The sequence below is a fragment of the Marinobacterium aestuarii genome (assembly GCF_001651805.1).
GTDB lineage: Bacteria > Pseudomonadota > Gammaproteobacteria > Pseudomonadales > Balneatricaceae > Marinobacterium_A > Marinobacterium_A aestuarii.
Genome location: NZ_CP015839.1, coordinates 1,171,257 through 1,185,289 on the forward strand (window position 1 = coordinate 1,171,257; position 14,033 = coordinate 1,185,289).

Genomic DNA, 14,033 nt, shown 5'->3' on the forward strand with positions numbered 1-14,033 from the left:
TATACCCGAGACCGGGGCCAAGCCGTGCTTCCGTTACGGCTGGCGGCGCAGGTCCAGGGTGTGGGGATACTCGTTGGTGGGCTCTTCCGGGGGAGGTGCCATCGGGTGCGGTGCTTTCTGGTGAGGAAAGAAATCGCGAATGGCGTCGAACTGCGACAGCGGCTCCTGGGGGCCGGGCGTATGGCCGAATTCCCAGAAGCGGTTGACGCGCCTGGCTTCGGCTTCAAAGCCGTTGACCGGGAAGCTGTCATAACTGCGCCCACCCGGATGGCGTACATGGTAGGTGCAGCCGCCAATGGACTGGCCGTTCCAGGTATCGATCAGGTCGAACACCAGGGGCGCATGCACGCCTATGGTGGGGTGCAGTGCCGAGGGAGGCTGCCAGGCACGGTAGCGCACGCCGGCGACATACTCGCCGGTGCGGCCGGTGTTGCACAGCGGTACCCGACGACCATTGCAGGCCAGCACGTAGCGGCCTTCGGTCAGGCCGCTGACTTTTACCTGCAGACGCTCCAGTGACGAGTCGACATAGCGGGAGGTGCCGAAGCTGCTGATTTCCTCGCCCAGTACGTGCCAGGGTTCGATGGCCCAGCGCAGCTCCAGCTTGATATCGTCGATGTTCACGCGACCATAGTGCGGGTAGCGGAACTCTTCGAAGGGTGCCAGCCAGGAGAGCTGGAACGGGCAGCCATGCTGTTGCAGGTCCTTCACCACATCCTGTACATCGGCCCAGGTATAGTGCGGCAGCATGAAGCGATCGTGCAGCTCGGTGCCCCAGCGCACCAGGGGCTTGTGATACGGCTCTTTCCAGAAGCGCACCAGCAGGGCGCGAATCAGCAGCGCCTGCACCAGCGCCATGCGCGGATGGGGCGGCATTTCAAAGCCGCGGAATTCCAGGATGCCCAGGCGACCGGTGGCGCTGCCGGGGGCATAGAGCTTGTCGATGCAGAACTCCGAGCGATGGGTGTTACCGGTGATGTCGACCAGCAGGTTGCGCATCAGGCGGTCGATCAGCCAGGGCTGATCGACCAGTCCCTCAGGCATCTGCTGGAAGGCAATCTCGAGTTCATAGAGCGCCTCATCACGGCCCTCGTCGACCCGGGGAGCCTGGCTGGTGGGGCCGATAAACATGCCGGAAAACAGGTACGACAGGCTGGGATGATGCTGCCAGTAGGTCACCAGACTGCGCAGTATGTCGGGCCTGCGCAGCAGTGGGCTGTCCTGGGGTGTGGCGCCACCCAGGGTGATATGGTTGCCGCCGCCGGTACCGCTGTGGCGGCCATCCACCATAAAGGACTCGGTGCCAAGGCGGGACTGATGCGCCTCCTCGTAGAGGGTGATCATGTTGTCGGTCAGTTCGCGCCAGTTGTTGGCCGGGTGAATATTGACCTCGATAACGCCGGGGTCCGGTGTGACCAGCAGGCGCAGCAGGCGGGCGTCTTTGGGCGGTTCATAGCCCTCCAGCACCACCGGCAATTCGAGTTCGGCGGCGGTGCGCTCAATGGCGCTGATCAGCAGCACATAGGATTCCAGTGCCTTGATGGGCGGCAGGAACAGGTGCAGGCGACCATTGCGTGCCTCTATGCACAGGGCTGTGTGCAGCACCTTGCTGGCGGCTGTTGCCTCCTGGGTGCTGGCGGGCTCAGGCGCGGCCTTCATGCGGGTCTGGGCATGGCCTGCGGTAAAGCGGTTGATGTCGTAGACGGTGCTTTTCAGCGGCGGATGTTCGGCAAAGGGATCGGGATCAGGTTCAACCTCGCGCTCTTCCTTGCTCACCCAGGGCAGGGAGTTGAGCGGCAGGCGAAAGCCCAGCGGCGCATCGCCCGGAATCAGCACCAGGGCACCGCGTCGCATCTCCCAGCTACAGCTGCGCCAGCTTGAACCCAGTTCGTCCCGCCCCAGTGGCAGCACATAGCCGCTGGGGGTGTTGAGGCCGCGTTGCAGCAGCCTGGCCAGGCGCTGGCGTTCGAGGTCGTCCGACAGGTCCGCCTTGAGCGGGTCCAGGTTGGCCGGCAGTTGCTGTTCCTTGTCGAGGTAATAGAGGGCGTCTTCGTAGGCCGGGTGTATGTGCTTGTCGGACACCTCCAGATTGGCGCACAGGCGGTCGATAAAACGCTGGGCATCCTCCAGCTTGTGCCCCAGGTTCTGATCCACCCGGGCCAGCAGTTTGGGATTGTGCCACAGGGGTTCGCCGTCCTGGCGCCAGAAACAGCCCAGCGCCCAGCGCGGTGTTTCCTCGCCGGGGTACCACTTGCCCTGGCCGTAATGCAGCACGGCGCCGGGTGCGAAACGGTCACGCAGGCGCAGCAGCAGTGTTTTGGCGAGGCGCAGCTTGTCGGCGCCAAGGGCTTCGGTGTTCCACTGGGCGGACTCCATATCATCGATGGAGACGAAGGTCGGCTCGCCGCCCATGGTCAGGCGCACGTCCAGCGCATCCAGGTCCGCGTCTACGGCTTCGCCCAGGGCCTGGATTGCCTGCCACTGTTCCTCGGCGTAGGGTTTGGTGACCCGGGGGTCTTCATGGATGCGGTAGACCTTGTTGCTGTACTCGAACTCGACTTCGCACTCGTCCATGGCGCCGCTGATGGGTGCGGCAGAAGCCGGGTCCGGGGTGCAGGCGAGGGGAATATGGCCTTCGCCGGTCATCAGGCCCGAGGTGGGATCCAGTCCGATCCAGCCGGCGCCAGGGATATAAACTTCGCACCAGGCGTGCAGGTCGGTAAAGTCAGCCTCCGGACCGCTGGGGCCGTCGAGGGATTTTACGTCGGAGCTCAGCTGAATCAGATAGCCGGAAGCAAAGCGCGCGGCCAGCCCGAGGCTGCGCAGGATCTGTACCATCAGCCAGGCGCTGTCGCGGCATGAGCCCTTTTTCAGTTCCAGGGTTTCCTGGCAGCTCTGAATGCCGGCTTCAAAGCGCAGGCCGTAGCCGATTTCCTGTTGCAGGCGCTGATTGAGCGACACCATGAAATCATTGATCGGCGTTTTCTCGCGCGGCACAGAAGCAACCCATTCCTGCAGCAGCGGGCTGTCAGGTTCGGTGCACTCGAGGTAGGGCGCCAGTTCCTTCTGCTGGCTTGCGTCGTACTCGAACGGGAACTGCTCGGCGTACTTTTCGACGAAGAAGTCGAACGGGTTGATCACCGTCATATCGGCGATAACTTCAACTTCTATGCACAGCTCAGTGGTCTTTTCCGGGAAGACCAGCCGGGCCAGAAAGTTGCCGAACGGGTCCTGCTGCCAGTTGATAAAGTGGTTTTCCGGCGTGACCTTGAGCGAGTAGCTGTGAATCTGGGTTCTTGAATGGGCCGCCGGGCGCAGGCGCAACACGTGGGGCGCCAGGTTCACGTGACGGTCAAACTTGTACCGCGTCAGGTGGTGAATCTTGGTCCGAATAGTCATCTTGACCCCTAGTCGTGAGCAAACCAGTTGCTTGCAATATGGTTGTGGGCCTCGGCCAGCACTAATTGCTGATCGTTCAGGTAGTCACGAAAATCGGGACTCAGGCAGAAGCCGTCGCGGATATCGTGTTTCGGCAGCTGTGGCTTGATGGACGCGTAGCGCTTGCCGGCGGTGGGCAGCCTGGCGGTGGCGGAGCTGATCTGATCGAGGCAGAAACCCACCGAGCGCGGGAAGTGTTCGTCACTGAGCAGAAAGCGCGCCACATCGGAACCATTGACCGCTGTGCGCATGGTGCGACGGTAGGCCATGTAGGCGCTGCCGGAGCGCAGTACATTGCCCCATACAATCTGCGACAGGTTGGTGGTGTCGTTGTCCTCGGACAGCTGCAGTACGGCGGCGCCGGCGTCCAGCAGGCGGGTGGTCATGTCGGCGCGCTCCAGGTTGCAGCCCAGGCGCATGAAGTGCCAGGCCGCATCGCGGCTCATGGTGCCGAGCAGCAGGCCATTGATGCCCTGGCACCCCTCGATGATGCCGTTAAGAAAGGCGTGGCGGCCGTTGCGGTTGATGCCCTGCTGGATATCGTTGCGGGCGAACAGCAGCAGTTCGTTGACCAGTTCCCAGGCTTCGGCTGGCAGTACGTCGCGGGCCGTGCGGATGTTTTCGCGCAGCATGGTAAGGGACGACAGCATGGAGCTGGGGTTGGTGTCGTCGGCGAGGGTGAATTTCACCACATTGCGCTCGTCCTGTACCTTGTAGCGTTCAAAAAACAGCTCGGTACCGCTGTTGATGATGACCAGATTGAACCAGCCGATATTGACACTGCGGGGCAGGTCGAACAGCAGGTTGTCGTAGACGCTGACCAGGCGTGCGGTATTTTCGACGCGCTCCAGATAGCGCGCCGCCCAGTAAATTCTCTCAGCTACACGGGACAGCATCATTTGGCCTCCGTATCAACGATCCAGGTATCCTTGCTGCCGCCACCCTGGGATGAGTTCACCACCAGAGAGCCCTTTTTCATGGCCACGCGGGTCAGCCCGCCGGTGGTCACATAGACGTCCTTGCCCTGCAGAATAAAGGGGCGCAGGTCCAGGTGACGCGGCTCAAGCTTGTTGTTGTCCACCAGGGTGGGCGCAGTTGAGAGCGCCAGGGTGGGCTGGGCGATATAGTTGCGCGGGTTGGACTTGATCAGTTCGGCAAATTTGGCCTGATCCTTCTTGGTGGAGTGGGGGCCAACCAGCATGCCATAACCGCCGGATTCATTGGCCGGCTTGACCACCAGCTTGTCCAGGTTCTCCAGCACGTAGGCGCGGTCCTTGTCGTTCTCGCACAGGAAGGTCTTGACGTTGCGCAGCAGTGGCTCCTCATCGAGGTAGTACTTGATGAGCTGGGGTACATAGGCGTAGATGACCTTGTCATCGGCAACGCCTGCGCCCGGTGCATTGGCCAGGGCCACGTTGCCGGCTTTCCAGGCGCGCATGAGGCCGGGCACGCCCAGCACCGAACTCTTGTCAAAGACTTCGGGATCGAGGAAGAGATCGTCGATGCGGCGGTAGATCACATCCACCCGGGTGAGGCCGTCGATGGTGCGCATGAAGACCAGATCGTCTTCACTGACCACCAGGTCGCTGCCCTCCACCAGTTCTGCGCCCATCTGCTGGGCCAGAAAGGCGTGCTCAAAATAGGCCGAGTTGAAGATGCCCGGGGTCAGCACCACGATTTCGGGTTGCTTGACCTTGCGCGGTGACAGGGCGGCCAGGGTGTCGAACAGCTGGGCCGGGTAGTCATCGATCGGCATGATATTGTCGTTTTCGAACAGCTCCGGCAGTACCCGTTTGGTGATGGCGCGATTTTCCAGCATGTAAGACACGCCGGACGGCACCCGCAGGTTGTCTTCCAGCACATAGAATTCGCCGTCGCCATCACGCACCAGGTCGGTGCCGCAGATATGGGCCCAGACGCCATGGGGCGGCGATACGCCGACGCACTCGGGGCGAAAGTTGACGGAGTTCTCGATCAGGTGGCGTGGAATAATGCCGTCGTTGATAACATTCTGATCGTGGTACAGATCGTTGATGAACATGTTCAGTACGCGCAGACGCTGTTTCAGCCCGGCGGCGGTCTTGTCCCACTGCTTGCGGGAGATGGTGCGGGGAATAAGGTCAAAGGGCCAGGCCCGGTCGATGTTTCCTTCCTCGGTATATACCGTAAAGCTGACCCCCATTTCCTGGATGGTCGCCTCGGCCATAAGGCGGCGTTTCTCAAGCTCTTCTTCATCGAGACTGGCAAGGTAGTTGGCAAGCTTGCGAGCCGGTGCTCTGGCGTTGCCAGGGGAGCTGATCAATTCATCGAAGAAACCACCGCTGTCGTACTGCTTCCAATCGATACTCATGGTTTATGCCTTCTGCTGATCCCTGTTGCATTCCAACTCACCAAAGTGAGGCATGTTTCAATCCATTAACGGGCACAGTGCCCCGTTATGGTGATGCCTGACCGGGAGGGCTGTCGAAAAGTCGCATCTTGCTACTCTGATACCGTTCATGCAGCAATTTGCAGGCCAGAATGCAGGCTGCAGAGACGGATCGGCGAGTGACTCAGCCGATACAGTGTAGCAGTGGCGGGCTTGTGCGTGATCGGGCGCGCAATAAAAGTCACAGCAAATTCAGTGGGCTGCGCATGATTTTTGAATTTAAGCGGGTGTTGTTAAGTGAGTGTTGCGTCTGGATCGGAGGGCGCAGCGATACCGCGGGCTTGCCGGCAGGTGTGGCAATGTGCAGGAGCTGTATTGGGGGTGTATTGGGGCTGCATAAGGGTGAACGGAAGATGTTGCAAAGGACTATATAAAGAGAGGGTATAAAAAACAGCAGTTGATATGAGCGCTGCTTGGGACGGATCTTGCTTATCTAGAAGGAGCTGTATCAGAAGAAGCGATATCAGATTTGGTCGGGGTAACAGGATTTGAACCTACGACCCCTGCCTCCCGAAGACAGTGCTCTACCAGGCTGAGCTATACCCCGACGTATCTGACGTGCTGCTGCAGCCAAGGCTGCGGTGGTCTAAGACCCAACTGCGAAACAGTTGTTGAAGCGGGAAAGTTTGGTCGGGATAACAGGATTTGAACCTACGACCCCTGCCTCCCGAAGACAGTGCTCTACCAGGCTGAGCTATATCCCGAACCTATGCCCTCAGCAGGCCTTTGGACAGGTCTGCTGTGAACAGGGCGAAATTATAATCCGGGCTCGGATGATGTCAAGGCTGTTTTATAAAACAAGCGCTTAGGCATCAGTTGCGTATTATTGCATTTCAACTTCGCCGAGGCGGTTGGCGGTTTCCGGGCAGGCCAGGCGATCGGTGGCGACCAGAACATTGGCCAGATGATCATAAGCCACGCGCTGCTGCTTGAGGATCTGCTCGGCTTCGGTCAGGGCTTCCTCGACGCTGATTTGGCCGCTGCGGTGGTCCTGGCTGATCGTCAGGCTGCGTTTGTCGTTGGCGACGATACGCTTGTAGGTATTCTTGGCTTCAATGTTGAGACGAAAGCAGGCGGCATAGATGCCATCCTTGAGGTTTTGTGCGCTTGCAGGCTCTTCGGCTCGGCCAGGGGCGGCGCTGAGTAACAGCAGCACGAAAAGCGGGAAAGTCCTTTTCATTCAGTAACTCCGGTAGGCGGCTTGGCTATGGCGCTGTCAGTATAGCGTAGCCTTGGCGTTGATTATGCATAGTTCTACGGCGCACCTGTAGCGTCATTTATAGGGGAAATCTGCAGGCGGTCTGGGCCCTGCGTATTCTCCCTTGTTGGCAAAGTGCGCCTGGCGAGTGGGCTGTTACACTGTGGCGAGAGTATTCAGGGCGTGCTGTGCGACGGTGTTTGCCCAACGGGAAAGAGCGGAGGAGTTGCGTATGTCATCAGGGAATCTGGCGCTGGGGCGCAGCGTTGCGGGTAAGGATGTTGAGTTGCCGCTGATTATGGCGAACCGCCATGGCTTGATCGCAGGCGCTACCGGTACCGGCAAGACCGTCAGTTTGCAGACCATGGCGGAAGGCTTTGCCCGCAGCGGTGTGCCTGTGTTCATGACGGACGTAAAGGGGGACCTGTCGGGCCTGGCCGCAGAGGGGCGTGGGCACCCGAAGATCGCCGAACGAGTGGCGCTGCTGGGGCTTGATGATTATCGTCCAAGGTCGGCGCCGGTGGTGTTCTGGGACCTGCTGGGGGTCAGGGGGCACCCGGTGCGTACGACTGTGTCGGACATGGGGCCGCTGTTGCTGAGTCACCTGCTGGAGCTCAACGAGACTCAGTCCGGCGTGCTCTATGCCTGTTTTCGCATTGCCGACGATGAAGGGCTTTTGCTGCTGGATCTGAAAGACCTGCAGGCGATGCTGGCCTGGATGGGCGAGAATCGCAGCGCGCTGGGCAGTCGCTACGGCAATATCGCCAGCGCCAGTATAGGGGCTATCCAGCGGCGTCTGCTGATGCTGGAGTCCGAGGGCGCGGCGCAGTTCTTTGGCGAACCCGCGCTGCAGATGGCGGATCTGATGCAACGGGATTTTTCCGGCAATGGTGTGATCAGCGTGCTGGATGCAACGGCGCTGATGACAAGGCCAAGGCTCTACTCCACTTTTTTACTCTGGTTGCTGTCTGAGCTGTTTGAGCAGTTGCCGGAAGTCGGTGACAAGGCCGAGCCAAAACTGGTGTTTTTTTTCGACGAAGCACATTTGCTGTTTGATCGCGCGCCCCGCGCGCTGCTCGACAAGGTGGAGCAGGTGGTACGGCTGATTCGTTCCAAGGGCGTCGGGATCTATTTTGTCAGTCAGAGCCCGGGTGATATACCGCAGGACATTCTGGGTCAGCTGGGGCACCGGGTGCAGCATGCGCTGCGGGCCTTCACGCCTAAAGATCGCAAGGTGGTCAAGGCGGCGGCCCAGACGTTCCGTGCCGCCCCGGGAGTGGACACCGAGCAGCTGATAACTGCGCTGGGTGTGGGTGAGGCGCTGGTGTCGGTGCTGGATACCTCCAGTGTGCCGACGGAGGTGGCGCACACCCTGGTGCGCCCGCCGGAGTCGCGCCTGGGGCCGCTGGAGGATGTTGAGCGGGTGCAGCTTCTGTCCCGTTCGCCCATGGGAGCCCGCTACGATGAAATGGTGGATCGGGAGTCGGCCTTCGAGCTGCTGAAAGCGCGCAGTGAAAAGGTACTCTCGAGCGAGGCTGCAGCGCTGGCGGATGCGCCTGTGGATGAAAAAAAGTCGCGCAAGTCGAGTGGGCGGGCCAGCAGTGGTCTGTTTGGCAGCCTGGCGAAAAGCGCGATGCGTGCGATTGGCACCCAGCTTGGACGCCAGATCGTACGCGGGTTGCTGGGGTCCATTCTGGGCGGGCGCCGCTAGGGATTGTTCATGTGTGTGGTGTGTCCTGACGGGCGTTCAGGTGCAAGGCCGGCTGTGAATGGTGCGTTTTGGGGCTTGTGGTGCCTCTTGTTGTTCCAAGGTCGCGATTGCCAATGCCGGTCTAGCTAGGTAAAGTGCCGGCACTTTTTGATCGACGAACAGATGGCAGGGGCTGGGGCCGGTATGACTCCGTTAGGACGCTACAAGCAAGATCTAGAGCGGGATGATTTTTCCTATGATCCGGCGCAGGAAATGGCGGTAAAGCATCTGCAACGCCTGTTTGATGACCTGGTTGCGGCACCGCCGCCAAAGCCTGGCCTGATGCAGCGTCTGGCCAGCGGCTGGAAAAAGGAGCCGAAGGAGCCGCTACGCGGGCTCTACTTCTGGGGTGGCGTGGGGCGAGGCAAGACCTACCTGATGGACACCTTCTATGACAGTCTGCCGTTCGAGCAGAAAACCCGCACCCATTTTCATCGCTTCATGCAGCGCGTACATCAGGATCTCAAAACCCTGGCCGGGGAAAAGAATCCGCTGGTGGAGCTGGCAAGGCGCTACGCGCAGGAAACGCGCATCATCTGCTTCGATGAGTTCTTTGTCTCCGATATTGCCGATGCCATGATTCTGAGCAGTCTGCTGGAGCAGCTGTTCGCCAATGGCGTATCCCTGGTGGCGACCTCCAATATAGTGCCCGACGGTCTCTATAAGGATGGCCTGCAGCGCGCGCGCTTTATGCCGGCCATCGCGCTGCTGAACAGGTTCACCGAAGTGGTTAACGTGGATGGGGGCATCGACTACCGTCTGCGGGCCCTGGAGCAGGCCGAGCTGTATCACTCGCCACTGGATGCAAAGGCCGATGAAAGCCTGAATGCCAGCTTCGAGTCGCTGGCGCCCGATCTGGTGGAAGTGGTGGAAGCTGAAGTGCTGCAGGTCAATGGTCGCGGCATCCGTTCGCGGCGCTGCTGCGAGGATGTGGTCTGGTTTGATTTCGCCGATCTGTGCCAGGGGCCGCGCTCGCAGAACGACTATATAGAGCTGGCCAAGCTCTACCATGCGGTGCTGGTCTCCAATGTGCCGCAGCTTGGGCGCAGCAATGATGATGCGGCGCGCCGCTTTATCAATATGGTGGATGAATTCTACGACAGCGGCGTCAAGCTGATCCTGTCGGCGGCGGCACCGATTCACGGGATCTACAGCGAAGGTCGTCTGGAGTTCGAGATTCAGCGTACCCAGAGCCGCCTGCTGGAAATGCAGTCCCATGAGTACCTGGCGCGGGCACATCGGGCCTGAAAAAAATATCCGGATTCGGATGGGAAACTGCTTCTTGGCTATCGCATTTGCAGTGCGACTTGTCTATAATTCGCGCCACCTATTTCTATGGGTTGTTACTGTTGTGGTCGGGATGCTCCCGAACACAACCAAGAATTATAAGTCAGTTCGGTGGCACATCTGAAATGTGTGGCGAGAACTGAGTTAAATAAAGGCAATATACAGATGAAGACTTTTGTTGCTAAACCAGCCGAAGTAAAACGCGACTGGTACGTTGTTGATGCCGAGGGTAAAACCCTGGGGCGTCTGGCTACTGAGATTGCACGTCGCCTGCGCGGCAAGCATAAGCCGGAATTCACTCCTCACGTTGATACCGGCGATTACATCGTTGTTGTTAACGCTGAGAAAATCGGTGTTACCGGTAATAAGCGCAAAGACAAGATCTACTACCGCCACACCGGTTACCCGGGCGGTCTGCGCGAAGCTTCTTTCCAGACAATGATCGACTCTCACCCGGAGCGGGTTCTTGAGATCGCGGTCAAGGGTATGCTGCCCAAGGGCCCGCTGGGCCGTGCCATGAACAGCAAACTGAAAGTTTACGCTGGCACCGAACATCCGCATCAGGCTCAGCAGCCCAAAGAACTGAACATTTAAGGGAAGGCAGACTATGTCCACTACTCAGTATTACGGTACCGGCCGTCGTAAAACCTCTACTGCTCGCGTCTTCCTGCGCCCGGGTACAGGTGTTATCACTATCAATGACCGCACGATCGAAAACTACTTCGGTCGCGAAACTGCACGCATGATCGTGCGTCAGCCGCTGGAATTGACTGACTCTGTCGAAAAATTCGACGTTTTCGTTACTGTCGCCGGTGGTGGTGGTTTCGGTCAGGCAGGCGCTATCCGTCACGGTATCACCCGTGCACTGATGGTTTATGATGAAACTCTGCGTCCGTCACTGCGTAGCGCTGGTTTCGTAACCCGCGACTCCCGCATGGTTGAGCGTAAGAAAGTCGGCCTGCGCAAAGCACGTAAGCGTCCTCAGTTCTCCAAGCGTTAATTCGCTTTCGGCTTCGGTCGAAGACTGTGGCAAGAAAAACGCTCAAGCCTTTTTGGCTTGGGCGTTTTTTTGTTTGGGCTAGATCAAAAGTCGTACGGATGTCAGGCTATTAGCCCGCCAATGTCCTTGTAAGCGAAGGGTATTTTCATTACCATTTGGGCCATTTTAAAAATCCGTTATTTGATGATTTTTAGTTGAGCGATCGGGTTATTTGCGTTCTTGCTGGGCGTTAAATTGCAGATCGAACAAGGGAGAGAGAGTTAATGAGTAATGACGGCGTGAACAAGGGGCGGCGTCGACTCCTGGTCGGCGCGACCTCTGCGGTAGGGGCTGTCGGTGCAGTGGGGGTTGCTGTTCCCTTCGTGGCCTCATGGATGCCCAGTGCCAAGGCACGTTCCGCGGGTGCTCCGGTAACGGTCGATGTGAGTAAACTGGAACCGGGTCAGCAGATGGTCGTCAAGTGGCGTGGCAAGCCGGTCTGGCTGGTCAAGCGTAACGAGAAGACACTGAGCGATCTGGCAGGTCTTGATAGTCGCCTGACGGACCCCAAGTCAGAAGTGCCGCAGCAGCCGGCTTACATTCCGCATGATTCTAGCCGCTCCCTGCGTCCGGATATTTCGGTGCTGGTGGGTATCTGCACGCACCTGGGCTGCTCTCCGACCTACCGTCCGGAAATTGCACCTGAAGATCTGGGTCCTGACTGGGTCGGCGGCTTCTACTGCCCCTGTCACGGTTCGCGCTTCGACCTGTCCGGTCGCGTACTGAAAGGCTCCCCGGCGCCCTCGAATCTGGTTATTCCTCCGCATAACTACCCGGAAGAAAATATCCTCGTCGTCGGTGTGGATCAGGAGACTGCATAATGGCTAATCCAAACAAGAGCAAGGCCGAAAGTGGTCTGATGCGCTGGATCGACGATCGTTTTCCGGCGACGCAGATGTGGGAAGATCACCTTTCCAAATACTATGCTCCGAAGAACTTCAACTTCTGGTATTTCTTCGGCTCGCTGGCGATGCTGGTTCTGGTTAACCAGATCCTTACCGGCATCTGGCTGACCATGAGCTACAACCCGTCCGCAGAAGGCGCCTTTGCGTCTGTTGAGTACATCATGCGCGACGTCGAATATGGCTGGCTGCTGCGCTACATGCACTCCACCGGTGCTTCGGCCTTCTTCCTGGTGGTGTACCTGCACATGTTCCGTGGCATCTTGTACGGTTCCTACCGCAAGCCGCGCGAGCTGGTGTGGCTGTTCGGCATGACCATCTACCTGGCGCTGATGGCGGAAGCCTTCATGGGTTATCTGCTGCCCTGGGGCCAGATGTCCTACTGGGGTGCCCAGGTTATCGTGTCCCTGTTCTCTGCCGTGCCCTTTATCGGTGAAGACCTGTCGCTGTGGATTCGTGGTGACTACCTGATATCGGGTATTACCCTGACGCGCTTCTTCTCGCTGCATGTCATAGCGCTGCCGATCGTGTTGCTGGCGCTGGTGGTGCTGCACATCATCGCGCTGCACGAAGTGGGTTCCAATAACCCCGACGGTATCGAGATCAAGGCCAACAAGGATGAAAATGGCGTGCCGCTTGACGGTATTCCGTTCCACCCTTACTACACCGTCAAGGATATTGTTGGTGTGGTCGTGTTCCTGTTCGTGTTCAGCATCGTGGTCTTCTTCTTCCCTGAAGGCGGCGGTTACTTTATTGAAGCGCCGAACTTCGAGCCTGCCAACTCGCTGAAAACGCCTGAGCACATAGCGCCGGTGTGGTATTTCACGCCCTTCTACGCCATGTTGCGTGCCATTCCGCCCATCGCCGGCTCCCAGTTCCCGGGTGTTGTTGTCATGGGTGGTGCCATTGCTGTTCTGTTCGTACTGCCCTGGCTGGACCGTAGTCCGGTCAAGTCCATGCGCTACAAGGGCATGATCAGCAAGGTGACACTGGTGATCTTCGCGGTCAGCTTTGTGATTCTGGGTTATCTGGGTGTGGTTGCGTCCAACCCGACCCGTACGCTGGTTTCCCAGATCTGTACTGCGCTGTATTTCGCGTATTTCTTTCTGATGCCGATCTACACCAGGATGGAGAGCACTAAACCGGTTCCGGAAAGGGTTACAGGCTAATGAAAAAGTATCTGATTGCATTGATGATGGTCCTGCTGCCGGTATCGGTACAGGCCTCGGTCGGGGGTGTTCAACTCGACTCTATCGAAGTGGACCTCGAGAATCAGGCCTCTTTGCAGCGCGGTATGGGCACTTTCGTTAACCGTTGCATGGGCTGTCACTCGGCGGACTATCAGCGTTACGAGCGTGCCGCCATTGATCTTGAGATTCCTACGGAGCTGGCAGAGCAATACCTGCTGCTGGGGGATCAGAAGGTTGGCGAGCAGATGAGAATCGCCATGGACAAGGGTGATGCGGCGAACTGGTTTGGTAACCCGCCGCCGGATCTGTCTCTGGAAGCGCGTCTGCGCGGGCCGGACTGGATCTACACTTACCTGCGCAGCTTCTACCAGGATGAGTCGCGCCCCTGGGGTGTGAACAACGTGGTCTTCAAGGACGTGGGCATGCCCAACGTGCTGCAGGATCTGCAGGGTTTGCAGGTCAATCACTGCACGGCGGAAGAGTTTGCTCATGCAGCTTCCGGCGAGATAGATCCGCTGACCAACACCCGCATGTCCAAGTGTCTGACGGTTGCAGACAGTGGTAGCCAGACAGTCGAAGAGTTCGACAAGACGGTCTACGACCTGACCAACTTCCTGACCTACATGGGTGAGCCGTACCGTCTTGAATCCGAGCGCATCGGCACCAAGGTACTTATCTTCCTGTTTATTTTCTTCCTGTTCGCATTTGCGCTGAAGAAAGAGTACTGGAAAGACGTACACTAAGGTTCTTGTGTTCGAACAACGATCGTATGCGGCCTGAAGGATCGGGCCGCATTTATTT

General features: G+C 58.6%; 11 protein-coding genes and 2 tRNA genes. 7 read left to right on the forward strand and 6 right to left on the reverse strand.

Features of this window, described 5'->3' with window-relative positions:
* Window positions 1–33 precede the first annotated feature (33 nt).
* The 6 genes from A8C75_RS05120 to A8C75_RS05145 form a co-directional block, all read right to left on the reverse strand.
* Entirely contained in the window at window positions 34–3,399 is a 3,366-nt protein-coding gene (locus tag A8C75_RS05120) for a transglutaminase family protein (protein WP_067379066.1), read from the reverse strand.
* 8 nt (window positions 3,400–3,407) lie between these two features.
* A complete protein-coding gene (locus tag A8C75_RS05125; RefSeq protein WP_227819837.1) occupies window positions 3,408–4,337 on the reverse strand; it encodes an alpha-E domain-containing protein in 930 nt (309 codons plus the stop codon).
* Complete coding sequence (locus A8C75_RS05130) at window positions 4,334–5,788, reverse strand: circularly permuted type 2 ATP-grasp protein (protein ID WP_067379068.1); 1,455 nt, start codon at window positions 5,786–5,788, stop codon at window positions 4,334–4,336. Before A8C75_RS05130 ends, A8C75_RS05125 begins: the two co-directional genes overlap by 4 nt.
* 548 nt (window positions 5,789–6,336) lie before the next feature.
* Window positions 6,337–6,413: transfer RNA gene (locus A8C75_RS05135), tRNA-Pro, on the reverse strand.
* 80 nt (window positions 6,414–6,493) lie between these two features.
* Window positions 6,494–6,570, reverse strand: a tRNA-Pro gene (locus A8C75_RS05140).
* Window positions 6,571–6,689: 119 nt separating this feature from the next.
* Entirely contained in the window at window positions 6,690–7,046 is a 357-nt protein-coding gene (locus A8C75_RS05145; protein ID WP_067379069.1) for a hypothetical protein, read from the reverse strand.
* 214 nt (window positions 7,047–7,260) lie between these two features.
* Here A8C75_RS05145 and A8C75_RS05150 point away from each other — a divergent pair, with 214 nt between their 5' ends.
* The 7 genes from A8C75_RS05150 to A8C75_RS05180 all read left to right on the forward strand — a co-directional run bounded on the left by A8C75_RS05150 (window position 7,261) and on the right by A8C75_RS05180 (window position 13,975).
* Window positions 7,261–8,775 (forward strand): helicase HerA-like domain-containing protein, encoded by a 1,515-nt coding sequence (locus A8C75_RS05150; protein WP_227819999.1) that lies wholly within the window; start codon window positions 7,261–7,263, stop codon window positions 8,773–8,775.
* Window positions 8,776–8,958: 183 nt separating this feature from the next.
* The gene (zapE, locus tag A8C75_RS05155; protein ID WP_067379073.1) at window positions 8,959–10,062 is read left to right on the forward strand and encodes a cell division protein ZapE; all 1,104 of its coding nucleotides are present in this window, start codon (window positions 8,959–8,961) and stop codon (window positions 10,060–10,062) included.
* A 204-nt stretch (window positions 10,063–10,266) separates the two neighbouring features.
* Entirely contained in the window at window positions 10,267–10,695 is a 429-nt protein-coding gene (rplM, locus tag A8C75_RS05160) for a 50S ribosomal protein L13 (RefSeq protein ID WP_067298788.1), read from the forward strand.
* Window positions 10,696–10,708: 13 nt separating this feature from the next.
* The gene (rpsI, locus tag A8C75_RS05165) at window positions 10,709–11,101 is read left to right on the forward strand and encodes a 30S ribosomal protein S9 (protein ID WP_067298787.1); all 393 of its coding nucleotides are present in this window, start codon (window positions 10,709–10,711) and stop codon (window positions 11,099–11,101) included.
* Between the two features lie 263 nt (window positions 11,102–11,364).
* Window positions 11,365–11,961: a ubiquinol-cytochrome c reductase iron-sulfur subunit gene (petA, locus tag A8C75_RS05170; protein WP_067379075.1), complete on the forward strand. Its 597-nt coding sequence runs from the start codon at window positions 11,365–11,367 to the stop codon at window positions 11,959–11,961.
* Window positions 11,961–13,211, forward strand: a complete 1,251-nt coding sequence (locus A8C75_RS05175) for a cytochrome b (RefSeq protein ID WP_067379076.1) — start codon at window positions 11,961–11,963, stop codon at window positions 13,209–13,211. The genes petA and A8C75_RS05175 overlap by 1 nt, the downstream gene beginning before the upstream one ends.
* Window positions 13,211–13,975, forward strand: coding sequence for a cytochrome c1 (locus tag A8C75_RS05180; RefSeq protein WP_067379078.1), 765 nt, complete (start codon window positions 13,211–13,213; stop codon window positions 13,973–13,975). The genes A8C75_RS05175 and A8C75_RS05180 overlap by 1 nt, the downstream gene beginning before the upstream one ends.
* The last annotated feature ends 58 nt before the right edge of the window (window positions 13,976–14,033 follow it).